Source organism: Reticulibacter mediterranei (genome assembly GCF_016587455.1).
The window spans coordinates 5,310,380-5,333,374 of record NZ_BNJK01000001.1; the positions used below are offsets into that span (position 1 = coordinate 5,310,380).

Annotated in this window: 20 protein-coding genes; 5 read left to right on the plus strand and 15 right to left on the minus strand. The window is 51.4% G+C overall.

Translation table 11 applies throughout. The features are described 5' to 3' along the window. The first annotated feature begins 32 nt into the window (after positions 1-32). The 3 genes from K3T83_RS22825 (at position 33) to K3T83_RS22835 (ending at position 2,257) form a co-directional block, all read left to right on the plus strand. Entirely contained in the window at positions 33-545 is a 513-nt protein-coding gene (locus tag K3T83_RS22825) for a peptidylprolyl isomerase (RefSeq protein ID WP_220205237.1), read from the plus strand. 186 nt (positions 546-731) lie between these two features. After that, on the plus strand, positions 732-1,688 hold the full coding sequence (locus K3T83_RS22830; RefSeq protein WP_220205238.1) for a TIGR03560 family F420-dependent LLM class oxidoreductase: 957 nt from the start codon (positions 732-734) through the stop codon (positions 1,686-1,688). A gap of 86 nt (positions 1,689-1,774) precedes the next feature. After that, positions 1,775-2,257: a nuclear transport factor 2 family protein gene (locus K3T83_RS22835; protein WP_220205239.1), complete on the plus strand. Its 483-nt coding sequence runs from the start codon at positions 1,775-1,777 to the stop codon at positions 2,255-2,257. Between the two features lie 51 nt (positions 2,258-2,308). Here the strand turns inward: K3T83_RS22835 and K3T83_RS22840 are convergent, their stop codons facing one another. From K3T83_RS22840 to K3T83_RS22875, 8 genes are all read right to left on the minus strand, one after another. Then, positions 2,309-2,896 carry a cell division FtsX domain-containing protein gene (locus K3T83_RS22840; protein ID WP_220205240.1) on the minus strand — a complete coding sequence of 196 codons (588 nt, stop codon included), beginning with the start codon at positions 2,894-2,896 and terminating at the stop codon, positions 2,309-2,311. Positions 2,897-3,017: 121 nt separating this feature from the next. Continuing rightward, complete coding sequence (gene lepB, locus K3T83_RS22845) at positions 3,018-3,596, minus strand: signal peptidase I (RefSeq protein ID WP_236064961.1); 579 nt, start codon at positions 3,594-3,596, stop codon at positions 3,018-3,020. A 285-nt stretch (positions 3,597-3,881) separates the two neighbouring features. Next, entirely contained in the window at positions 3,882-5,654 is a 1,773-nt protein-coding gene (locus K3T83_RS22850; protein ID WP_220205242.1) for a hypothetical protein, read from the minus strand. Between the two features lie 125 nt (positions 5,655-5,779). Next, positions 5,780-6,097, minus strand: a complete 318-nt coding sequence (locus K3T83_RS22855) for a hypothetical protein (RefSeq protein WP_220205243.1) — start codon at positions 6,095-6,097, stop codon at positions 5,780-5,782. 71 nt (positions 6,098-6,168) lie between these two features. Next, a complete protein-coding gene (locus K3T83_RS22860; protein ID WP_220205244.1) occupies positions 6,169-8,316 on the minus strand; it encodes a glycosyltransferase in 2,148 nt (715 codons plus the stop codon). Next, positions 8,310-9,656, minus strand: coding sequence for a lipopolysaccharide biosynthesis protein (locus K3T83_RS22865; RefSeq protein ID WP_220205245.1), 1,347 nt, complete (start codon positions 9,654-9,656; stop codon positions 8,310-8,312). Before K3T83_RS22865 ends, K3T83_RS22860 begins: the two co-directional genes overlap by 7 nt. Positions 9,657-9,873: 217 nt before the next feature. Next, complete coding sequence (locus K3T83_RS22870) at positions 9,874-10,563, minus strand: RNA polymerase sigma factor (RefSeq protein ID WP_220205246.1); 690 nt, start codon at positions 10,561-10,563, stop codon at positions 9,874-9,876. Positions 10,564-10,936: 373 nt separating this feature from the next. Then, positions 10,937-11,776 (minus strand): PIG-L family deacetylase, encoded by an 840-nt coding sequence (locus tag K3T83_RS22875; protein WP_220205247.1) that lies wholly within the window; start codon positions 11,774-11,776, stop codon positions 10,937-10,939. 299 nt (positions 11,777-12,075) lie between these two features. Between K3T83_RS22875 and K3T83_RS22880 the strand changes: the two genes are divergently transcribed. Beyond that, the gene (locus tag K3T83_RS22880; protein WP_220205248.1) at positions 12,076-12,846 is read left to right on the plus strand and encodes a phosphate signaling complex PhoU family protein; all 771 of its coding nucleotides are present in this window, start codon (positions 12,076-12,078) and stop codon (positions 12,844-12,846) included. A gap of 43 nt (positions 12,847-12,889) precedes the next feature. On the opposite strand, the gene K3T83_RS22885 is transcribed toward K3T83_RS22880, so the two are convergent. The 3 genes from K3T83_RS22885 to K3T83_RS22895 all read right to left on the minus strand — a co-directional run bounded on the left by K3T83_RS22885 (position 12,890) and on the right by K3T83_RS22895 (position 15,672). Next, entirely contained in the window at positions 12,890-13,645 is a 756-nt protein-coding gene (locus K3T83_RS22885; protein WP_220205249.1) for an SGNH/GDSL hydrolase family protein, read from the minus strand. A gap of 79 nt (positions 13,646-13,724) precedes the next feature. Further along, entirely contained in the window at positions 13,725-14,900 is a 1,176-nt protein-coding gene (locus K3T83_RS22890) for a glycosyltransferase family 39 protein (protein WP_220205250.1), read from the minus strand. A gap of 187 nt (positions 14,901-15,087) precedes the next feature. Continuing rightward, positions 15,088-15,672 carry a beta-class carbonic anhydrase gene (locus K3T83_RS22895; protein WP_220205251.1) on the minus strand — a complete coding sequence of 195 codons (585 nt, stop codon included), beginning with the start codon at positions 15,670-15,672 and terminating at the stop codon, positions 15,088-15,090. Positions 15,673-16,225: 553 nt separating this feature from the next. On the opposite strand from K3T83_RS22895, the gene K3T83_RS22900 reads away from it, so the two are divergent. After that, on the plus strand, positions 16,226-16,783 hold the full coding sequence (locus K3T83_RS22900) for a DUF4388 domain-containing protein (RefSeq protein ID WP_220205252.1): 558 nt from the start codon (positions 16,226-16,228) through the stop codon (positions 16,781-16,783). Between the two features lie 62 nt (positions 16,784-16,845). Here K3T83_RS22900 and K3T83_RS22905 read toward each other — a convergent pair whose 3' ends face one another. The 4 genes from K3T83_RS22905 to K3T83_RS22920 form a co-directional block, all read right to left on the minus strand. Next, positions 16,846-19,050, minus strand: a complete 2,205-nt coding sequence (locus tag K3T83_RS22905; protein ID WP_220205253.1) for a hypothetical protein — start codon at positions 19,048-19,050, stop codon at positions 16,846-16,848. 421 nt (positions 19,051-19,471) lie between these two features. Next, complete coding sequence (locus K3T83_RS22910; protein WP_220205254.1) at positions 19,472-19,807, minus strand: hypothetical protein; 336 nt, start codon at positions 19,805-19,807, stop codon at positions 19,472-19,474. 176 nt (positions 19,808-19,983) lie between these two features. Beyond that, positions 19,984-21,333 carry an ABC transporter substrate-binding protein gene (locus tag K3T83_RS22915; protein ID WP_220205255.1) on the minus strand — a complete coding sequence of 450 codons (1,350 nt, stop codon included), beginning with the start codon at positions 21,331-21,333 and terminating at the stop codon, positions 19,984-19,986. Positions 21,334-21,388: 55 nt separating this feature from the next. Beyond that, positions 21,389-22,993, minus strand: coding sequence for a cache domain-containing protein (locus K3T83_RS22920; protein ID WP_220205256.1), 1,605 nt, complete (start codon positions 22,991-22,993; stop codon positions 21,389-21,391). Positions 22,994-22,995 lie beyond the last annotated feature (2 nt).

Genomic DNA, 22,995 nt, shown 5'->3' on the forward strand with positions numbered 1-22,995 from the left:
TTGTTTTTTGAGTCCAAAGGAGAAGCACATTCATGGCAAAGCAATATAGCAGCGCCCCGGCGATGGTGATTGATCCCAAGAAGCAGTATCGCGCGATCTTCCACACATCCAGAGGCGATATTACGGTTCAGTTGTTTGCGGAACAGGCACCCAAGACCGTCAATAATTTTGTTTTTCTGGCTCGCGATGGCTTCTATAACAACACAACGTTCCACCGCGTCATTCACGGCTTCATGGTCCAGGGTGGCGATCCGACAGGAACTGGACGTGGCGGCCCCGGCTACCAGTTTGCCGACGAGCAGAGCGCACTGGCCCTCAAGCACGACAAACCTGGCATTTTGTCGATGGCGAACGCGGGACGCAATACGAACGGTTCGCAGTTCTTCATCACGTATGGTCCCCAGGCCCATCTCAATGGCAAGCATGCTGTTTTCGGGCAGCTTATCAGCGGGCAGGACGTTCTTGATGCCATCCGTGAGCGCGACCCTCAGTACGATCGTCAGCCCGGCGATACCCTCCATTTTGTGGAGATTGTTGAGGGATAATTTCCGCTCCTGATACCAGAATTCGACACTACAACAAGTAAAAACAGCTTTGTCGCCAGAGAGACGACAGGGCTGTTTTGTGTTCTTTCATGAAAACCTGTGCAGCTATTGCGAGGATCTTGACAGGAATGTCTGGATTGTGCTGTATTGATAGCAAGTTCAAAAGATATAGGAGCTATCAAAATTATGGTAGACATATCGATTATGATCGAGGGACAGGATGGTCTGACCTGGCCCCGCTGGAAGCGCCTGGTAAGCGAGGTTGAGTCGCTCGGCTTTGCCGGCCTCTTCCGCTCAGACCACTTTACCAACGCCAATCCTCCAGATAAAGAATCTCTGGAGATGATCGTTTCGCTCACCTATCTGGCCGATCATACGGAGCGCATCCATTTTGGTCCGATGGTTGCCCCCATCTCGTTTCGCGAGCCAACGCTCTTAGCACGTCAGGCGGCAGCGATTGATGATCTCAGTGGAGGGAGGCTGATTCTTGGCCTGGGCGCTGGCTGGCAGGATCGCGAGCATACGCTCTTTGGACATGACCTGGGCGATATTCCTACGCGTATGGAGCGTTTGGAAGAAGGGCTTGAGGTTGTTACGCGTCTGCTGATCAGCGATGATCCTGTGACCTTTGAAGGCAAATATTTCCAGTTACGCGGGGCAACATTGCTGCCACGCCCTCAGAAGCCTGGGGGACCACGCATCCTGATTGGCGGCAACGGCAAAAAGCGTACCTTGCCGCTTGTCGCTCGTTTTGCTGATGTATGGAACGGCACTTTCCTCACGCCCGATGCCTATCGCGAGTTGAACAGCCATCTCGATACGCTGCTGCAAATGGTTGGTCGTGATGCAAAGGCCGTGCGTCGCACGATGATGACGGGGCTGTTCTTTGGTGAGGATCGCGAGAGCCTGGAGCGCCTGCTGAGTGGATTCAAAGATCGGCCAGAGCTGGTTGATCTCTCACTGGATGAGGCCATCCAGCATTTGCGCGGGCGAGTGCTGGTGGGAACGCCTGATCTGGTGGTAGAGCAGATTCAGGCCTATGCTGCTGCCGGTGTAGAAGAATTGATGCTTCAGTGGTTCGAGCTGGATGATATTGAGCGGCTCAGAGCATTTGCTCAAACCGTTTTGCCGCGCGTATCATGATTGTTCGCTGTGCTGGCAATCTGTCCGACCACCTTCATCGTGTAATGTAGAGAACAGATACTAGATCGAAGGAGGAGGAGAGAATTGTGCGTACAGTTGAAACGGTTAGTGCGTTAGTGACGGCGCTCCAATCGGGCGATTTGGAACTGGCTGCCACTTTGCTGTCTGAAGATTGTGTGGTGAGCGGCTTCACGCCGGAGCCGCTCAAGCGTGACGAATTCTTAGCCTTGCAGAGCCAGTTGTTGGCGGCAATGCCAGACTTCTCATATAACTTGAGCCAGATCGATGCTGAGGGGAAGAATGCGCATGCGTTCATCACTATTACCGGCACCAATACAAATAATCTGGAACTACCTGAATTTGGATTGCGGTCTATTCCAGCGACGGGCTTGCAAATTGTACTGCCTCAAGTACCATCTAGCTGGCGGGTGAGACATGAGGCGGTGGTGAAGATCGAGATGGAGGAGGTTCCAGGGGGCGGTTTGACGGGCCTGTTACAGCAGATAGGGGACGAACTGCCGACCGCTCCAAGAGTGGGCGAGATTGACCAGCGGAACCTGACATCCTGATGCAGAAGCGAGGAAGAGTACTGAAAAGCTTCCTCGCTTTCTTTTGCTCTGTTATTCGTGCGGCTGACCTGCATAGGCCGGGTGCTTGCGCGTGGAGATCCTTGCACCCCACAGACCGATCAGCCCGCCGACGAGACCCCAGATAATCAGGAAAACAATCACAGTAATGATGCCACCAGTGGCCATACCAGCGCTCACAGATGTACTACTGGTGAGGTTGCCGGGATAGTTGGGGATGTAGCGAACGGCGAAACTGGCAAGGTAGACGATGGCTGAGGTCACGACCGCAGCATAAAAGCCGAGTTGTCGCTGGATCGTCGCCTTTCCCACGATGAAGCCGGTCAGGAAACAGGCCAATACCTGGATGAAGAGGCCGAGGCATGCCAGACCAAAGACTGCATAAGTATTCCCTGTAACCGCTTTGCCTTCATTCACGACTGCCTGATAAATGGGAGCGTTCAGAAAAGTGATAACGACGTTGAGTGCGACGCAGAGAATGCCAACCCCGGCACCGATTGCGAGTGCTGTGAACAGGCGAGATGGTGATGTGGTCGTCTCTTCCAACTCTTCTTCCTCCTCTTCAGCCTGTCGTCTGCGACGTGAAGCGTATGATGAATATTGTCCCTCTGAATCTGGCATAGGATTTCCGATTCCCCTCTAAATGATAAGTTGCCATATGATAAGCTTCTCATCTATCGTAGTTGCGCGATTTACTGTGTAGTTCCCACATATGCACGATTTATAGCGTACAATAGGTGATTCAGCAACTCTGCGCCCCGCTGGTGGTTGTTGCCTGACCGGTTTTTACATGAGCATAGACGGAAGAATAGGTGCTGATAAACTCCCAGCTTTTCGTCGGCCAGTAAACGGCCACCGCCTGACCCACAATATAGCTCTGTGGGACGCACCCCCAGTAGCGCGAATCATCGCTGACCGGTCGATTATCGCCCAGTACAAAGTATTTGCCTGGCGAAATTTTCCATGTATTTGTCACCTGGGTTGCGGGAGAGCTGATATACGGCTCGTCTAGTTGTACTCCATTGATGGAGATGTGGTTTGCATCAACCTGTACGGTGTCTCCTGGTACTCCGATCACCCGTTTAATGAAATCGACGCTGGTGTTCGTCGGATTGTGGAAGACAATCACATCGCCCCGTTCAGGCGGATGCAACAGGTAAATGGCTTTGTTCACCAGAACGTATTCGTCGTTTTGGAGCGATGGCACCATGCTGACGCCCTCAACGTGATAGCTCTGGATCACAAAGCGAATGACAAAGAATATGAGGAGCGTGAGAAGTACCGTTTCAATGACTTCTCGCGCCAGATGTGAACGTTTCAACTTCAAACCTCTTTTTATGTATACGGGTTCTTGCGTTTACCAGGATCAGTCTACTCGATCAAAACATGTATTGTTGTTCCGCTTTGAAGATATTACATCCCATTATAGGAGGAAAGGACAACGTTTACAAGGCCATTGATGAGCATAGATAGCAATCAAGCGGCCAGGAAACAGCATCCAATAACTTTCGTAGTGGAGCGATTGATCGCGGTGGTAGAAACACATCCTATGCTGCCCCACCGCGATCAATCGCTCCACTACGAAAGTTATTACAGCCTTTTATTGTCAAGGAGCAGATTGCACCTGATAAATCGAATATCCCTCAAAAACATGCTTTTTAAAGCGAACTTTCCCTTGCGAGAGGATTGTGTTGTTAAAATTGGCGTCCTGCACCACCCCTGTCTCATAAGGGACACCAGTTGAAGGGTCTGCGGCAAAGACGTAAGCCGCTTTCGGATCAGACCGGACCGCTTGCGGATAAAGCTTATAGCGATCCTGACCACGTCGTAACCTATCCGTCAGGACTGCACAGAGGATGCGTTCATTGCTCTGAAAAATGATGCGGTTACAGGTCCAGTAATCGGAGTAGATGCGTGTTGCACCAACGCTCTCTAGATGCTGAACTAATCGCTGTCCCTGCTGGTGAAATGCCTGGGCTTCAGCAATAGCGGGGACGATTTGGATTGTTCCGACCACGAACGTAGCGGCCACCACAAGCAGGAGCGCTACGCGCAGGAAGAACAACCCCTTTTTCACAGGTTGCGTTGTTGTCACAGATGCGCGTTTGTCAGGCGACCGTAGTGTCTGGATGCCGTTCCAGAGCGGCCAGAGAATGGCGGGAAACGCAATCTGGAGGCAGATCAGGTAGCGCGAAGTTGGGCCAGGAAACAGAGCGGCGGCGGGACTGATTGTATAGGCCGCCAGTGTCAGGAGAGCGCCCATGAGTAGTATCAGACGGTTCCATTGCAAGGCCGCTTGCTGACGATCCTCCCGTGTCACCGTCTCTTTTGCGCGCCGAAACTGTCGCCAGTAGTTCCAGAGCGTCGGGATTGAGAGCAGGAGCGCGATGCCTGAGAGTAGGAGAAAGCCGAGCGACCAGAGACCTTGAATAGCCAGACAGGAATAGGGCTGTGCGATACCCGTCTCAAATGGCGGGAACTGTTCGGGGGTGCAGATTGAACTCATTCCTGTAATCGATGGTAAGGCGACGAGCAGCGAACCGATCAGTTGTTGCAGCAGTGGCATGGGCAGCGCGGCCAGTTGCTCGGTGCCTGAGTGCTGTACATCGATCAAGGCATTGAACGATGTTTGCCCATAAGGAGCCGTGATGTTGTAGATGATGAGTGGCATGCCGCCGATGCAGAGGCCGAGCAGCAGGCAGAGGCCGCCCCAGCCGAACAAGTCGCGCCGACAGAACACCAATAACGTCAAGCCGCTGGTGGCCAGGATAGGAAGAATGAGCGAATCGGTCCAGAGCGCGAATCCCATCACAACGCCGAGGGCAACATACAACAAGAGACGCCGTCGAAATAGCGCCTTGCTCGCCTCCTGCAAGGGAAAGATCGAGAGGAGAGCCACGAGCAGCAGGATGAGCGCGCCCAGGAAGATAATTTCAGGATAGCCGCCAATCGCTTTGAGTTGATGCAGGATAATATCGTTCGATCCAAAGCAGAACAGCGCCACTATTGCCAGCGCAAACTTTTTGGTGTAGAGCAGGCTGGTCAGAGCATAGAGCGTCACAAGGAAGAGAGCGAATAAGAGCAGGAGGCCGAGACGCAGGGTGAATGTTGAGGGACCGAAAAGACGAAAAAAGACCGCCCCTAGATAAGCTTCCATCGATCCCATATAGTATTGACCATAGAAGAATGTGGTGTTTTCGTGCTTGTAGGCGATGTGCCCCGCCATCAGGCCCATTGTGGCCTCATCGCTATTCGTAACCGGCCAGTTGAGACTGAGCAAAAGGAGGCGCAGGAGCGTTGCACCTACGACCAGAGCCAGTAAAGCGAGTTCATAGCGGCCAATGCGCAATTTTTTGCTGTAAATTTTTTTAATGTTCATACACGTAATGTTGCACTGTCCTGTTGATTTCTATTCGATAAGAAAATAGTCAAGCAAACTATACTATAGATGGTGCTCTCAAGACAAGTGCAACAGACCGAAAGAGAAGAAAGTGTTATCTTGTGTCAACTGGATGCGAGAAATTCCGCTTGAATGATGTCCTTCACCTCAGCGGAGCCGCGCAATTGTAGTTGGAGCGGTCCATGCTGTGCCGCAAAAATCAGCGCAAATGTGAAAAAGGGGCAACAAATTTTCTCGAAGAGGATAAACTCCAGTAATCGCCTTGCCCATAGATCTTCGGTGGGAAAGGAGAAAGCGTAGCCATCGGGTAGTTCCTCCACTTGAGTTGCTTGTTGGAACATGGCTCGTACCTCTGCTACACGCTGACGTTGTTGTTCCAGGTTCTCGATTTGACAGGCCAGGGATATGTTTTCTTCTGACACCTTTGATCTCCTTATAGATAATAGTTACATCAATATTCAGGTACAGCATAATCCTTCAAGTGTACTTGAAGTCAAGGCGAAAGAAGTTGCTTGTAGATGGCTATCAGATCCTGTCCGTAGCGTTGCCAACTCCGTTCGGCATCGAGGGCCGCCAGTCCTTTTGGGGTCAACACATATCTGTGAGCTTGAGCGGTATAGAGCGCCCGAGAGAGTGAGGAGCGTTGCGCAGGATCGTAGAAGATGCTGGCGTTGGAGGGAAACTGGCCCTGAAAGCGTGGGAGATCAGGAACGATGGCGACGCGCTCATAGGAGAGAGCCAGGACAGCAATTTCCAGCACACCGGCCTGGGGCAGCGCAAAATGGGGCTGCACAAGTGCATCGGCCGCACCGATATAGAGTGGCAGTTTGTCCTCCGTCGTCGTTTCCATAAAAAGATGGATCGCAGAATTGATCGCCGCCTGTTTCAAGAGCCTGTGCGAATATTTCTTCTCTCGCGGCTCGCCTACCAGCAGAAGTTGTGGTGGATAGAGGGCAAAATGAGGGAGGTGATCGGCCTGAAGCCAGTGATCCTGGACCTCGAAAAAGGCATCGACCAGATACATGATTTCCCGCTCGCTATGCATATGGGCCAGACAGAGATAGACAAAACGTGTATCCTGGGGCAGACCCAACTGTGTGCGTGCTTGCAAGGGAGGAAGTGGTGGAGGGTAGTGTCCCCGAAAACCAGGGTGACGGATATAACGGCTGCGGGCCTGAACCTTTTTATCGGGAAAGATATGTTGGGGATGGCGTGTGGGTGTGAGGATGAGATCGCTACAGGCCAGCAGGCGTCGCTCAAAGAGGCGACGAGCGAGAAAGCGCAGGCTGCGTACGTTTTGCCACCAGCCGCCAGCCTCGGTGGTGACAATACGGATGCCCAGCAGTTGTGCCAGCCAGAGCCGCGCATAGAAACGCTGTTGCTGCCATTGATTGAGCTGAAACGCTCCTGGTTGATAGAGATGTACAATGGCGATAGCCCGTCCCTGATGAGCGCGGTGACGCAATAGCCAGCCAAGCGGGATCTCCTCGATGCTGATGGTTGTGAGGGTGGGCGAATGAAAGTCGTGTTGGGAGTGTGCGCCTTTAAGTAGCGTGTGGTCGTACTGAGCGGGACAGACCAGCAAAATCGAGGGCATTGCTGCGCTGGTTGGTGCGTGTTCAAGAAATCGGGTAATCTGACTCACATGGCCCCAGATATGGGCCTGAGCCATAGCCGCCTGGAGTTGCTCGCTGGTAGACGTACTGGCGAGAGAGAGTAAGGGACGTTGTAGCAAAACAAGATGAGCAAGCTGCTGTAGATCGTGGTAGAGGACATGCAGAGTGTGACCCGGAGAGAGAACTTTGCCTGCGCTGGTATCGCTATAGTCGGCCAACGCTTCGGAACGTCCTTGCCAGTAAGCGCGACCGATAAAAAACGCCCGTTGCAATCTAGGAGCAAAGATGCGATGTGTAACCAGAGCATCAGGGGTATACCACAGTTTGTAGCCGGCATGTCTGAGACGAGCGCAGAAGCTCTCTATCTCCATACTGGTTGGTACGGAGAGCCGTTTATTGAGGAAGGGAGAGAATAACCCGATGGAGCGCAGAGCTGCTATCTTGACCGAGAAGTTGCAGCCACTCAAGCTGAGGGAAGCGGGCAGTGGTATGCCTGTGTCGGACGGCGAGAAATGACCGAGCATCGGCAGCAGATCGTCGGTCAGCCAGTAGGGACGAGGAGCCTCCCAGTGAAGATGAACGCGCCCTCCAACCGCATCAGCGGAGCTGGCTTGATAAGCTGCCAGCAGGTATTCGAGATAATGAGGATCGACCAGCACATCATCATCGATGAAAACAGCGATCTCACCGGATGCGGCGCAGAGAGCGCGATTACGCGCGTGAGCCAGACCATTGTGCGGCTCATAGATGCAGGAGACGTGCCAGGTATCTTCAGGCTTGCGCTGCTGATTGGCACCGGCATTGACATAGTGCTGGACCATACGGAGCGTTCCATCGCTTGAACCATTATCGACAACAAGCACCTCAAACTGGTCGTAACCGAGCGTTTGACGGCGTAAACTTGCCAGCGTGGAGAGAACCAGGCGACAGCGATTATACGTGCAGAGGATCACACTGAAACGCGGTTTGCAGCGTGCTATCGTGACCTGAGTTTGCATATCAAGTCGTTGCGATCGAATCACCATTCAATATCCTTTGAGCATTGGATAGCCTGTCCCGCACCCTGGATGGTGGCTCGCTTGAGTAGACGTACACAGAGCAGGATAGAGCCAGCGGCAGAGATGATCTGAGCGGTGGCGCAGGCAAGCGCGGCCCCTGTCATGCCCCACCAGGCAACAAACGGCGGAGCGAGCAGCACATTCACAATTGCAGCGGTCATGCCTAGGCATGACTGCATCTTTTTGTGGTCACCATCGAGCAGATGCTTCAGGCTGATCGAGGCGATACTGCCAAAAAAGGCGGAAATGAGCAGAATATGCAACGGTTGGAGAAGAGGGAGATAATCTCTTCCAAGAAAAAGAGTGAGAAGCTCGGGACTCCAAAGAGAAAGCAGGGCGTAGCAGATGAGAGCGAGCAGCCCAATAGAGCAGGACGAGCGGATGAAAGAGCTATAGTTGGTGAGATAGCTTCTCTGGGGAAAATAGCGATGCAGCAGAGGAGATATGAGAAGGGAGGAGAGTAGTGGGAGCAATTGCATGATGCCTGTGCTTATCAGCGAACTTATCGTATAAAATGCCAGTTCGTCAGAACTTCGCCAGCAGGCCAGCACCAGTATTTCGCTGCGCTGCCACACGATAGCATCGCAGAAAAAGAGGAGCGGTGTGCCTTTGAGATGCTGCTGGAGGCGCTCTTTCAAGAATATGCCCGGTCGCAATGCCTGTCGTAGTGGGAGCAGACGAGTGAGATAGAGCAAGGCCAGCAGCAGTGTGAGTGTGCCTGCTAGCGTGGAAGTTAGCAGGAGCAGACCAATGTGATTTTTATTGATTCGGCAGGCGAGTAAAGAGAGCAGGAGAGTAAAAATGGTGCTACAGAAATGAAGGATGGTCAGAAGATCCGAGCGCCGCAAACTGCGCAATGTAATCCCGATAACGCTGCTCAACAGGAGCGGTAGCATCGAGAGGCAGGCCAGTAACAATAATTGTGGCTGGCAGATGGCGAAGAAAGCATGCAGTGGATAAGCGAGAACGAGGTATAAAAGATAATAGAGAAGAATGCGGTAACATTGACGATACCAGAGAAAATAGAAAATGCCAGCCGACGAACGCTGCGTTTCACGGTTTTGTATCTCTGTGAGGCGGCGATTGGCCAATGTAGAGGTGCCAATACCAATTAAGGGAACGGCAACAGCTGCTAGCCATTGGACGAAGAGATAAATCCCTAAATGGTGCGGCCCCAACGTGCGGGCAATGAATATATATGTACCCCATTGGATCAGTGTTGCACAAAAAGTAGTACTGACTTGCCATATGCTGAAAGAAGAAACGAGACGTTTGCTGGAAATAGTACGTGAATGTAACAGAAGCATATCTACTCCACCCAAACCACACAAATGCAATAAAAATGCATATCCACCAATCACTATCATTTCACGGTATGTCATATTGTGCCACAAAGAGATATGGCTTGCAACCGCAAGTTGGTTAAGATTTTATGGAGGCTGGGGGCTGGCAGGTTAAGAATTGAAGAATGTTAATATAGTGAGAGGAGAGATACCTGCCAGAGCAGACACGTACGCAAGAAATTTAAGAGTTTATTTGCTGATGGTCTGCTATGAACGGGTGCGTTTTCCAGGTTTCGTTGAGATGCAGGAGTCGCCGTAGCGTGTTGAGTGCTGCCTGGATGCGCTTCTTCAATGTATTTTCTGATGTGGCAAGAGTATGAGCCATTTCTGGCAGCGTCATGCTGTGGTAGTAGTGCAGAATAATCACAGTGCGCTGCTTGATAGGCAGGGTCGCGACCGCCTGAGCGAGATCCCAGTTAAGCTCCAGGCATCCCTGCTGATCAGTTGCAACCTGGGTCATAAGATCAAATTCCTGTTCTGCGAGCGTGAGGTGGCTGAATGCGATGGCGCGATTGACGCGTCGTTTGCAGGTAATGCACTGGTTGACGACAATGCGTATGAGCCAAGGACGTAATGCGCCAGTATTGCGTAAATTGGGGAGATGGTGCCAGGCTTGAATCAGGGCATCTTGCACAATATCTTCAGCACTATCATAGTCGCCAACAATCATTGCTGCTGTACGCAGCATGATCGTGCTGTATTGTTGAACAAGGAGCCTGAAGGCTTCATGATCGCCCTGGGAGGCACGCATGACGAGGAGAGGTTGTATCGTTTGTGCTGCCTGTATTTCTGGCGTCGGATATTCGCTGGATGTAACGTTATTGATTGTGGGGTGCGTGGACAGAGAAGGGTGGGCGCTCAGTGTCATCATGTCTACTTCTCCTCTTACTTCAGAGTTTCGGCTTTTAATCTCTGCTTATAAAATCTACTTTCGTACTATGTGCAAACCACGTACAGAAATATAACATATGCAACGGTAACGTACAAGGTATGTATACTCAAGAAATTAATTGCATGCAGTGTTTATCAAACATGTAGAAAAATAAGTTGATTCCTCTGGTTCTGCTTATCGTTATGAGCAGAGATAATCTCTATCTGGACGAAGGATTGGGGAGTGAGGAGCGACAAACTCAGTGAGTGATGAAATGGTGGTGGAAGCCTCTGTCGTCGTCGCGCATTCTGCACAAGTGCGATAAAATCGCGCGACGACGGCAAAATTTGGTTAAATCTTAGAAAGAAGGGTATTAGATGACCCTGGCGAAGAGGTCGTTTTCGCCCACTACGTCTGGCCCGATGCGTGAGGTGGCCAATTGATAATATTCTGTGCTGCGCCATCTGCGTTGTAGTTCTGGGGGCAGACGAGTGAGCATATTCATAGAGTGCAGTTGCGTGCGGTGAGATGCCCAGGATTGCGCCTTGCTGTCTTGCCAGCGCTCCACATCAAGCACGACGCTGATCTGATCGTCGGCCAGACCCAGCGTATTCGGATCTACGTCTTTGAACATCTCCTCGTAGTTTTGTTCACGTATCCAGTTTGCCATCATGAGCAACTGACGACGGGCGGGAGAAGCGTAGTAGAGCTTGGAGACAGAATGCGCTGGCCCCAATTCCGGGTAGAGGACGCCATCGGCGGCGGCATGAAAGGCGCTGGTTGTATAACGATAGATGGCGATATGGTCAGGATGTCCATAGCCACCGCTCTCATCGAACGTCACCATCACCTGGGGGCGGAATTGACGGACGATTTCGACCAGTTTCCCCACTACTTCGGCAGCGCGAGCATTGATCAGGGCGCGAGGATCTTCATTTTCGGGTGAGTCAGCCATCCCTGAATCGCGATACCCCAGGAACCAGAGATGATTGATGCCAAGAATATCGGCAGCTGCTCGCATTTCAGCTTCGCGTACCTCTCCGAGCGTTTCTGGCGTTGCCAGAGAAGGATCTGCAATTTCGCCAGCCTCACCACGTGTTGCGCAGATCAAACCTGTTTCGCCGCCAGATATGCTATACTGTAATAGTGCGCCGCTGATCAGTCCCTCGTCATCGGGGTGGGCGAAGATGCCCAATAGTCTTTTCGTTGACATACTTTTATTCCTTTTTCTTCTGCCTCGTGGGGGTAACTCTTCTCTCGTAATGTAGCACTGTACTGGAAAACTGTCAATTCTCCATAGCTCATGCGCTTATCCTTAAAGAATAGAACGAGTATTTAAAATAAACTCTATCTTTTCTGTGATAAATATGTTACATTATAGCCAGGAATCAGGTATGAGTGGAGGCCCTGCTGCGCAGAGTACTGATAAAAAGTACTGATAGCCGGACTTATTGTGAATAGCCCGGCATTTGTCATGTTCTGTGTGGAGATCAGATATAAGGAGGTAACATCATGGCAAGAACTATTCTGGACAGAGAATTACGAGAATTGGATGCTCAGATTGTCCGCCTGGGGGATATGGTCGATGATGCGCTGGGCAAGTCTCTAGAGGCTTTGGGGGCTGGTGATCTGGCACAATCGGGGATGGTCATTGAAAATGATAATCTGATTGATAGTCTGCGGGCCGCTGTTGAGGAGCATGCCATTCGTTTGTTAACTTTGCAACAGCCTCTAGGCGGTCGCGATCTACGCTTTCTTGCCTCCGCGCTCTCCATTGTGGGTGATCTGGAGCGCATGGGCGATGGCGCAGCAGGCATTGCGCAGAACGTGTTACGTATGGCCCCGTTGCGAGGCGAGACGATGCCTCACGTGAAGATTGATGAAGAGATTGCTGGCAGAAAATTGCATGAAGAGGTTTCCGAAGAGACGATCATGCATGGTATTCAGGAGTTAGGCAAAGAGGCCCGTCGCGTCTTGCAGGGAACCATGAAAGCTTTCGCGGCTCGTGATGTCAAGGCTGCTCGCTACATCTGGGAAGAGGATGATGTTGTCGATGTTCGCTACCATCTGGTACGCCACGATTTAATGGCAATGATGACGGGCGCTCGTGCGATCCCGGCACTTCAGAATGACTCGCTTATCTTACAGCGTGCCACCTATCTGTTGTGGATTGCACATAAACTGGAACGCGTCGGCGATCATTGTTCGAACATCTGCGAGCGGTTGCTCTTTATTGTCGAAGGTGAAACATACGCTCACCAACAAACGCAGCCAACTTCATAAAAGAGCGGCAGGGAACAATTTCAGGTGTACCCTGCCGCTTTGATTATTCCTTGATGGCGTCCCAGAAATAGTTTGCCAGCTGTACATATCCTGAAGGACTGGGATGAAAACCATCGGCACTGATGTATTCTGGATGCGTGGTGAGTGCTCCTCCTCGAATAAAAAGATCAACCAGGGCGATGTTATAGCGTGTAGCCAGAGTTGCTATCCCCGTGTTCCAGCGTCGAATCTGAGTGAGTATTGTCGCCTTCTGTTCCGCCGTTTTTTGGGCAAATGCTGGAAGCTTCGTCAAATCCGGTAAATTTGCCATCACTATGCGTGCCTGCGTCCCTTCGCGCAACTGTTTGAGCAGCGTTGCCAGATCCTGCATATAGTCATCATAGCGCACACCAGCCACGAAATCGTTCGTCACCAGCCAGATCGTAATCAGGCGTGGAGAGGTCGAAAGGGCCAGGGGTAGCTCTTTCTGAAGCGCTGCATGCAATTTGATGCCGCTCACCCCCAGGTTGAGGAGGTGAGAGCCTTTGGGGAGATGATCCGCGATGAGTGGAACATAGCCCTGCGAGCCTGGTTTGTTGCTGCCGACGCCAACCGCGTCTGACGCTCCAAGCGCAACATATGTAATGGAACCATGTGCCAGCAGTTGTTGTCCTGTAATTGGTTGTACTGGCTGTTGCTGGATCTGGTTGGTTGGTGATGGTCTGCTCACGGGATTGCTTGTGGCTTGCGATGAACAGGCAGAGCAAACAAGAAGCAGCACCAGCGCTTCTAACGTTATCCAGAATCGAAAATGCTTCATGCGAAATAAACCTGATAATACTATTTCAACTTGATCTATATTGTATCATACTGGGGATGGCGCGCTGGATAGTCCTGAGTTAGACCATCCAGCGATTCATGATATAGAGTAGCGTCAGGACGCCAAGCAGGATAGGGAAGAAGAGAGTGAGTGCTTGATGCAAACGAGGATATTTGATGCCGAGAGCGCCAAGCGTAATGAAGCCAGGGAACATGACCAGCACAAAACGCTGGCTCGATTGCAGCGGATCGGCAAGTGCGCCTGTGGCCGGGGCAAGCAGGGCGATAAACAGCGAGAGGACGAGCCAGAGCGTATAGCTGGGTCGCAATCTGCGCCATCCCGCAACCGTTAACGCGATAAAGCCGAGGATCGCGCTCAGATCGAGGATCGAGTGCGGCGTGTTGCTGCTCGTGAACGGCTGTCTCCAGAAGATCTCGGCCAGGTTTTGCCAGATGCCTACCACCGGCAGAGCCATGAAGCGCCCCCAATGGCTTTGCACTGCGCTAAAACGCAAGGGATCGCCAGTCACTTTCCAACAATAATAGGCATAGACGGCGATGCCCAACGGGATCAGGACGATGGGCAAGAGGCGAAGTATCAACGTTCTGGCCTCGCTCAACAAGATTTTTACTGAGAACCCCGTTTCTTCTCGCGATACCCACACTTCATAAAGATAAGGTAAAACAAGCAAAATACCAGAATTGCGAGTCAATGAGGCAAAGAAGCCCATGATGCCAGCGAGCAGCCAGCGGCGGCGTCTCATTGCCAGAAAACTGCTTGCTGTACACAGTAGGAAGAGCGATTCGGTGTAGGGGGCAAAGAAGTAGAAGGCGGTCGGGAAGAGGCAGAGATAGAGCAGTGTGCGCCGCCCCACCTGTTCTCCCAGCGCATCTTCAGCCAGTTGATAGATCACGAACATGGAGGCCAGAAATGCCAGATTGCTGATAATGATCCCCAGCAGCACGTGACCATGATTGCCGAAGACCCAGGCGGCTGCACGGATCAGAAGCGGGAAGAGCGGGAAGAAGGCGTGGTCGTAGGGATGGTTTAGCGAAAGATACCCATATTGCGCGATGCGTGTATAGTTGGCGGCATCCCAGCGATTCCAGGAGGCGACCAGGGCGTTTAAACCAACGGGCGTGCTGGTATATTTTGGCAGCGTCATCAAAATATAGCCGAAATACGTGACCATCACCAGAGCGAGCCGCGAGGCCGAAAAGAGGTAGAAGATGTCACGAATAGCTGTGCGTTTCATGATCAAAATACCTGTTCCATTCAATAGCTCTTGAGAAGATCTCATCATATGATAATAAAAACGAAAGAGAGATATGTGAGATAACTATATGTTGTTTTGAGCAATCTGTAAACTCATTAGACGAGGCATGGTCACGAAGTTCTATTTTTCTTGCCATACCTCGTGAAAGAAACGCCAGAAAGAGTGGTTAGAGAGAACTGCGGCTATCGCGGTCAACCAGGGTAAGTTTGCCGGTGTTGATGTCGATGACGAGGCCATGTACGGGAATGCGTGGCAGATATGGGCTGCTGCGAATAACGTTCACAACTTCCTGTACATTGACGTGGACATCGTTAAAGGCCCCGGTCCAGTTCACCAGCCCATTCAGATCGCCCAGACCTTCTTTCTGGATCAACTCCTGTGGATCAACACCGAGAGCCTGCATTGATGCCGTCAGCACCGTTGGGTTGACATTGGCGAGGCCGCACTCGGTATGTCCAATGACCAGTACCCGGCGCACTCCCAGCAAATAGACACCGCCAGCCAATGAGCGAATCAGGTCATTAGCTGCCTGTGGACGGTCGGGAGTGGAAATAGTGGCACCAGCGGTACGTAGTTCCAGCACATCGCCGCGCTCTAATCCAAGAGCTGGCTCGAACATATTGATCAGGCGACAATCCATGCAGGTAACAACCGCCGTATGCTTGCGTGGTGCATGCCCCACATGTGGAAGCTGCGTTTGCTGAAGAAAGCGTTCATTGTTGGCCAGAATCTCATCTAATATGTCAGGCATAGAAGTATATCCTTCCAATCGCTTTGTGATATGACGGCTCTGTAGCGACAATGCCTTGCGCTTGTCGCGGTCGGATAGCTTTGTGATATGACGGCTCTAGTGTAGCATAGCAATCATGGAGGAACAAGCTTTCTCTGAGGAAAATAAGCAAGGGGATCGAATGCGAAATGGCTAAAACTGTCAAGGTATTGCGTGAGGGAATGGTGCTATCATAGCATCTCTCATACCATAGAAATAGTGAGATTGACATTGACAAGCTACTGACCCCATGCTATTATCATATATACAAGTGCTTATTCTGCTATTTGTAGTAGAAACTGTTTTCTAGCTATTACATAATCAGCACCAGTTGTGGTAAGATATTTACACGGCTCTCTCTGGTAGTACCGTAGAAAGATCTGCCGCCGTTTCTCCTTTCCGTTTTTGCTTGTCCTGGAAGTCATTCGGAAACTGCTTCGCCATAACCCCGGATTCTTTGCTATACTGCGTTTCCGAACGAGTTGTTAATGACTCATTCCAGCGATTGAAGTTAGTAGTCGTTGGAGCAATGTGCATGAAATTACGTGGGACTGCTACAGATAAACTCGCCGATGTTATTCAAATGCTGCAACTTGTCCATCGAACTGGACTTCTGCGAGTACAACGTGCTGTAGATAATGGTGTTGAAGAGGGATCGATCACCTTTCAAGATGGACAGGTTATGGATGCGAATGCCGGTGCCACTCAGGGATCGGACGCGTACAAAAGGCTGATGACCTGGACCACCTGCAATTTTGTATTTGAAGCCTTACCCTCTTCGGCTTCCCCTTCGCTTCCTCCTACCTCTGCTCCTCCCGCTCGGCCTGCCACAGGAAACATTACCAGGCCGCTTCCCGCCTATACGCGGGAGCCACCGGTTGCTTACTCTGGCGTGCCGTATCGGGTCTGGCCAGTTGGGGAGGTCTTACCGGACTTTCAACGTCTGGGTCTTTCTCGTGTCCATCGACAATTATTTTTACTTATCGATGGGCGACGTACAGTTTATGAGCTGATGAATTTGATCCGTCGTCATCCCCAGGAAGTCTCTGCCATGCTGACTGATCTGGAGTACGCTGGTCTCGTCAAGCAATAACGAGTACGCAGTTTTCATGAACAGGCAAGCAGGTGAAGATATGCGCCTGCTTGCCTGTTTCTCTATTGGATCGGAGCCAGCGTAGCGGTTCCCATCGTTCCACTCGCAGTGATTGCGCCACAGCCAATCAGTGTTGGCTGGCCGTTAGCGTTGGGCGTTTGCGGGTCAACGACGGCGAAGAACCAGTTGGTTGGAAGGGCCGTTCCCTGTACTCCATTGATATTGGTGTCGTCATCGTTCATCCCCTGCGCATTGAGATCTTCGCGGTGATTAAAGATGACGTTGCCGGTGCAGCTGTTGGTACGCACCTGGATATTGACGGCTTCGTTGGGACGCTGCGTGTAGGTGACGTTCTGCATGATCTCTACACTATGCTCCATCGTATCCAGATTGAACGTCGCGTTGCCCTGCGCGCTCACTGCGGGAACACCATTGCCGCCATTTGCTGGGACTGGGAGGACGGTGCCAAGCGTCGCGGTTGCTGTCTGACCGTTGCCATTCGCGACAACGGATCCGCAGCCTACTGTAGCATTCTGCATCTTCGTATCGGCCACCGTAAAGAACCAGTTGCCAGGTAATGTCACTCCTTGAACGTTGTTGATGACAGTATCAGCATTGTTTGCCCCGTTATCATCCAGATCTTCTCGCTGCGTAAAGATGACTTTGCCAGTGCAGCTATCGGTACGCACCTGGACATTGACGGCCTGATCCGGGTGATTGGGATAGGTGATATTCAACTGCACACCAACACTGCGCTCGTTGGCCTCTAGATTAAATTTGGCCGTCCCCTGAACCGCTTGCGTCACTCCGCCATTATTGCCGCCCTGGTTGGCAGGTGTGGTTGGCGTTGGGACTGGATTTTGACCATTCCCATTGTTGCCATTTGGCTGGTTGATTGTTGCGGCGGTAACAACTCCATTGGCATCGGTGGTGAGCGTGATCGGGTTCTGGATTTTCAACAGGCCGACGCAGTTTAAGCCATCGGCTCCCAGCGATGCCGAGAGGCGGTTTGCCAGGAAGGTGAACATATTGTTGGCCGTTGCGCCACCGTCCGGCGATGGGAGCGCCTGGAAGATTTGCATATCGAGCTGTAAGCGGGTCGGATTGATATTGACCAGATTTTGACAATAGGTTGTGCCGCTGGCTGCGTTGAGGCTGGCCGCAGGCTTCTGGTTCGCGCCTCTGCGGTATGCATTGACCTTATTCAAATCCTGGTTGCCGTTGTTGAGAACCATCGGATCGTTTGCAGGCACCAGTGCTACCGGCGCTTGCTGATGAGCCGCAGCCTGTAGTTCGTCGGTCGCAAAGGTGGCCACCATATTGTTATTGTCGGCGATATCCGGCACCGTCCACGATTGGCAGCCAAGAGCAGGTGCAACGAATGCTGTTAATAGCGCATTATCGCTCGGATTAGCAATAACGGTTGCATTTGCCAGTTGTGCCTTGTTCGCGGCAGTGTTCTGGGCGGTCTGGCCGTTAGCGTTCACAAGGTATTGTGTTTGCACGTTGTCGGCCTGGTCCATATCGACGAGGCTGAAATCACGTGTCGTGGGGCAGGCCTGCCCATCTTTCGCCATCCCGATAGCGGGAACGGTGAGGTTGCCAGCTTGAATAGCCCTGTTCGCGGCGGTGAAGAAAGCGGGGGCATTGCAGTAAGCGAACTGACCAAAGGGAGAGTTTGCAACGCCGTTGACACAGTTGCCGTTGGCCATATTGCCGCCTAGCCTGACCTGTGATCTTCTCGTTTTGGTGGTGGCCTTCCCGCCTGTCTTGGCGTTGTTTTTGAGTATCTTGATGGTATCGCCGTTGAAGCCAAACCAGATCCCGACGACCGCGCGTGCGGGCAGCGTGGGGACGGTTGGCGCGACAGCGGGTTGAGTGCCCTGGTCGATAACCAGGGGATTGTATGTGGTAATCTGACCGGTGGCGGGATCAATAATGTCCGCCTGTACAAAGGCCGATTGCGCGATGTTGGCTTCATTACACGGCCCTTGAGCCGGATCGGTGGCAACCAGTTGATAGGGCGTTGCCAGTCCCTGTGCCGTTAAAGGATTGGCCGGTACAAGCAATGTACAGTTAGGGTTAGGATCTGCCGCTGCCGCGTGGGAAGCGATGAATGTCTGAATAAACACTGTGCCAGCGATCAGCGCGAGTATAATCGGAATACTCAGACCGATCAGCATCAATGGCGACATGCGCTTTCGCCGTTTCCGAGTGTAAATAGTAGTGTTCAGCGATTTTGCTGGATCTCTCGGTTTTGTAAGCATAGTTCTCTCCTGAAAACCCTTTCGATGAAGTGAAGCAGCTATATTTACTTCTCATCCTGTAGTGCAGACGTACACCCGCCAGGTAGAGCTATGAGCTTCTGCCCCTCTCAAAAAATAATCTTGTACTGATCCTACCATGCATCCTGGCACATATATGCATGGGTTTTGTTTTAGCTGATAAATAAGTACCAATACGGCATTGAGAAATCTCAACCATGTATATATGCTTTATGGGGAACAATTCCTAGATTTGGCTGTTTCTGTAAAAAACGGAGGGTATAGACGTAGAGGGACTGGAGTGATAAAACGACTTGGGAGGCGTGGTGAAGCCGCTCAAACGGGAAGCGAAAGAGGAAGTTTTGGGGTATAGGTGCTTCCTCTTTCTACTAAAAGAAAGGTTATTAATATGAAGCGCTAGAGCCTACATGTCAACATAGATAGTACCATCTTCCGCGTTGAATGTCTGACACTTGCCTGGATAAATAACATAGATGCCATTGTCGCCGATGAAGTTAACCGGGAACCTATTGGTGTCGCATATGCGCGTTACCCCGCTGAGTTCCTGGCCGCGTGTGCCTGGTGGAAGACATTCTGTGCCAGCATCTGATGTGACCAGCGCTCCGATACAACCAGATTGTACCGATGTATGTGGTTGCACTGGAGCTGCCGCATGTGCATGGCTTGCAACCACTCCCGCGACACTAAATAATCCCACCAGAATGAGTAGCAAGCCAATGAGTTTGATTCTTTTGCGCATTTCCTCTCCTCTCGTGTATTTATGATGAAGCTACCAGATACTTTGCTATAATACATTGTAAATAGAATATAAAATCAAATATATAATTATAAACCCGATCTATGGTGTGGACATGAAAAAAGGGCAGCGAAAACGCAAGACGACGTTTTCGCTACCCTTTTTAGCAAAAGAGCGTATTAGCCAGCGGATACCTTTTTGGCTCCGGTATAGAGAGCCTGGGCACCGTCTGAGACGGTACGGCTGCCAGCGGCAACCTCGTTGCCAATGCTTTTGAGCAAATCCTGTACCTTAGATGCTCCTGGTGGATCAAGCACCGTTTTCACAGCGGTCAGGTTGCTGGCGGAGACTCTGGCGATATAATCGACCACTTTGAGCTGGATATCTGTCATCTTTGGTCGGAGCAGGTTCAATCCTTTGGCCGATCCTGGAATGCCACGTTCAATGCCAAGCGTTTTGATCGCATTGCTATCGTTAATGATGAAATTGGCATATTTAATGGAGGTCTGTGGATACTTCGTATCTGCGTAGATGCTAAGTAGCTGAGATGTTTTCAGATACATGGCTGGGCTTGATCCCGTCCCTCCTGTCGGTGGAGTTGTGAGGCCCAGTCTTCTCTGTGGCGAGATCGCAAATGCGGCCTTCTGAGAAGACTCGTACAGGTTGGAAAGGGTGAACATAAACGCGGCTTTACCTTGCACCACGCTATTGTCCTGTGTCGAGCCGGAAACGTCCAGATTTTTTTGCAGGCTATACGGGAGACAGGCGCGTGCATCCCGCATCTTGCTCCAGTAATTGAACCAATCTCCGGCTTCTTCCTGCGTGAAATTGACCTGTCCGTCGCGGGTATACATCTCATGACCATGCTGACGGAGGAATAATTCAAAGGAGGTGATATCAACGCTAATATCCTGTGTCGCATAAGCGGTACCACCCAGCGCCTTTGTCAGCTCGGTTGTATAGGTCATGAAGCTATCCCACGTCCAGCTTTCCGGCAGCGGCATACCTGCTTTGTCCAGATATTCCGCATTATAGAAGCAGGACTGGTAGTTACCGCCCAGAGGGATGCCATAGACTGTGTTGTTGACCTTGCTACTGCTCAGTAAAAGCGGGTCGAAGTCCGACATATCTAGCGTCTGGTTATAGATGATCTCGGTCAGGTCCATCAATTCGCGTTTGCGCACATATCCTGCGATATAACGCATATCCATTTGGATAAGGTCTGGTGCCTTGCCACTGGCGACCAGGGCATCCAGCTTATTAAAATAGTCATTAAAAGCGAAGTACTGCGAGGTGATCTTGTAGTTTGGGTTCTGCTTATTGAATAAGTCGAATGTAGCGCGGGTGAGCTGGTCCCTGGTGGCCGAACCCCAGAACAGCATGCTCAACGTCCCGCTATCAGGTTCCGCCTGATTTGTGCCGATAGTTGCGTTTGCGTTATCGGTGCCGCAGCCAGCCAGCCCTAGCAGAGAAAGGCCGGCGAGACCAGTCAAGCCCTGTTTAATGAAGTGTCTACGTGTAGTACTCATAACCCATGCATTCCCTTTATGTGTCCTTGTATCTACTTGTTCCCCTGCAAGTTGCTTATCTTTCTCCTACAACGGAGGTGAGCTGCTCCACGATGTATTCCATCTGACTCGCTGCCTCGTTGGTTGAGGTGGCTCCACGTGTGAGCTGCTCGGTTGCCTGGGTAGTGACGCGCAGGCTGGTGGCCAGTCTATCGTTCATCGTTTCCTGGTGTTTGACCGAGCGTTCGATGTACGCTGCTGCCTCCATCATCTCGTACAACGACTGCTGCAACTTCTCTTTGTCAAGATAGTGGATATCGCGGACAAGATCATTGCTGAGAGTATTGATACGTTTGGCGGCAACCGAGGTCGCGTTGGTGTAGTACTGCACCGATTTGAGGGCTACCTGTGAGGCTTCAACCATCCAGGTCTGCTCAGCTGCGACAACACTCTCTTCGTCTGCCAGAGTCTTCAAGGAGACGTTGCTCTTACGGAGCAGGGAGACCGAACGCAGGATAGGCACTGCGAGATTTCTACCGACGAACAGACCAACGCCGAGCGCTACTACCAGCACCAGAGAGACGATAATAAAGATACTGATAAGCTGCTGATCCGCAAGGCCGGTCACTGCATTAAACGGTTTGAACAGAACATACGTCCAGGGAACGACGCTGCTGGTATAGCGAGCAACTTCAAAGCTTTCCTGTTGCCCGGCGGGAGTAAATTGCGTGATGTTGGCAGCAGCATCGTTTTTCTGGAAGGCGGCCAGCTGGTCATCAGCTTTTGTTACCACCGCGTCTGTATCGTTACCGTAAAGGTTTTCGTCCTCAATTTGTTTTTGCGTATCCGTCGAGAGTGAACCTATCGCTTTGAAAAGAAAAGGCGAATGTGTAAAGCCTGAGTGGTCCGAATTGGTATAGGCGATACGCACGCCGTTCTGGTCAACGATAGTGGCATAGGTGCCGATGCCGTTGGTTTGTGGCTCACTGTCTACTGGTCCCCAGATACGTCGTAGTCCTAGCGAGGCACGTACATAGCCGACGATGTTGAAATTGGTATCAGTCACACGCGCATAGAGATCAACAGAAGGCGTGTTACTGGCGAGATCATAAAAGACATCAGAGATATAGATATTACCAGATTGCTTTAAAGTTTGCTGCGCGCCAGGCACGATCATATATTTATTTTTCCCATGTGTTGCTGGCGCGGATGGATAGCCCATAACCAGTTTGCCCTGGGCATTGAGAAGCGAGATACTGATATAGTTGGCGACATCGCGGTGCTGGGCGCTCAGAAGGATATTGCGTACCTCGGCGTCGCTGATCTGGCCTCCTTGCAGCTTTGTTCTTACAGCGGATGTCTCGCTCAGTGTTTTGACATCGTTCAAGCGCTCCGAGAGATAGGTATCGACCAGTTGAATATGCGTCTGGGTCGATCTTTCCATATCGCCACTAATCTGTGAGATCAAGGCGGGACGCAAAAATATCTCAATACTGCCAATCGTTACCAGCAGCGGCACGATAGCGGTCAGTGCCAGCAGCAAGGAAATATAGACAGAGAGTGAAAAGCGTCTTTTTCTAAATGAGATGGGCGCATTTTTGGGCGTCCGAGATGCACTATTGTTGATTTGCGTACCTGGCGCTTCCTGTTGTAGCATGGGCGGCGCGTCGTGTTGCAACATAG

Excerpts from the sequence above, each read along its gene's own strand:
- K3T83_RS22825 (WP_220205237.1), top strand. The coding sequence starts at position 33 with ATGGCAAAGCAATATAGCAGCGCCCCGGCGATGGTGATTGATCCCAAG.
- K3T83_RS22915 (WP_220205255.1), bottom strand. The coding sequence starts at position 21,333 with ATGAGTACTACACGTAGACACTTCATTAAACAGGGCTTGACTGGTCTC.
- K3T83_RS22840 (WP_220205240.1), bottom strand. The coding sequence starts at position 2,896 with ATGCCAGATTCAGAGGGACAATATTCATCATACGCTTCACGTCGCAGA.
- K3T83_RS22920 (WP_220205256.1), bottom strand. The coding sequence starts at position 22,993 with ATGTTGCAACACGACGCGCCGCCCATGCTACAACAGGAAGCGCCAGGT.
- K3T83_RS22850 (WP_220205242.1), bottom strand. The coding sequence starts at position 5,654 with ATGAACATTAAAAAAATTTACAGCAAAAAATTGCGCATTGGCCGCTAT.
- K3T83_RS22865 (WP_220205245.1), bottom strand. The coding sequence starts at position 9,656 with ATGCTTCTGTTACATTCACGTACTATTTCCAGCAAACGTCTCGTTTCT.
- K3T83_RS22870 (WP_220205246.1), bottom strand. The coding sequence starts at position 10,563 with ATGATGACACTGAGCGCCCACCCTTCTCTGTCCACGCACCCCACAATC.
- K3T83_RS22880 (WP_220205248.1), top strand. The coding sequence starts at position 12,076 with ATGGCAAGAACTATTCTGGACAGAGAATTACGAGAATTGGATGCTCAG.
- K3T83_RS22885 (WP_220205249.1), bottom strand. The coding sequence starts at position 13,645 with ATGAAGCATTTTCGATTCTGGATAACGTTAGAAGCGCTGGTGCTGCTT.
- K3T83_RS22890 (WP_220205250.1), bottom strand. The coding sequence starts at position 14,900 with ATGAAACGCACAGCTATTCGTGACATCTTCTACCTCTTTTCGGCCTCG.
- K3T83_RS22860 (WP_220205244.1), bottom strand. The coding sequence starts at position 8,316 with ATGGTGATTCGATCGCAACGACTTGATATGCAAACTCAGGTCACGATA.
- K3T83_RS22905 (WP_220205253.1), bottom strand. The coding sequence starts at position 19,050 with ATGCTTACAAAACCGAGAGATCCAGCAAAATCGCTGAACACTACTATT.
- K3T83_RS22830 (WP_220205238.1), top strand. The coding sequence starts at position 732 with ATGGTAGACATATCGATTATGATCGAGGGACAGGATGGTCTGACCTGG.
- K3T83_RS22900 (WP_220205252.1), top strand. The coding sequence starts at position 16,226 with ATGAAATTACGTGGGACTGCTACAGATAAACTCGCCGATGTTATTCAA.
- K3T83_RS22875 (WP_220205247.1), bottom strand. The coding sequence starts at position 11,776 with ATGTCAACGAAAAGACTATTGGGCATCTTCGCCCACCCCGATGACGAG.
- K3T83_RS22895 (WP_220205251.1), bottom strand. The coding sequence starts at position 15,672 with ATGCCTGACATATTAGATGAGATTCTGGCCAACAATGAACGCTTTCTT.
- K3T83_RS22910 (WP_220205254.1), bottom strand. The coding sequence starts at position 19,807 with ATGCGCAAAAGAATCAAACTCATTGGCTTGCTACTCATTCTGGTGGGA.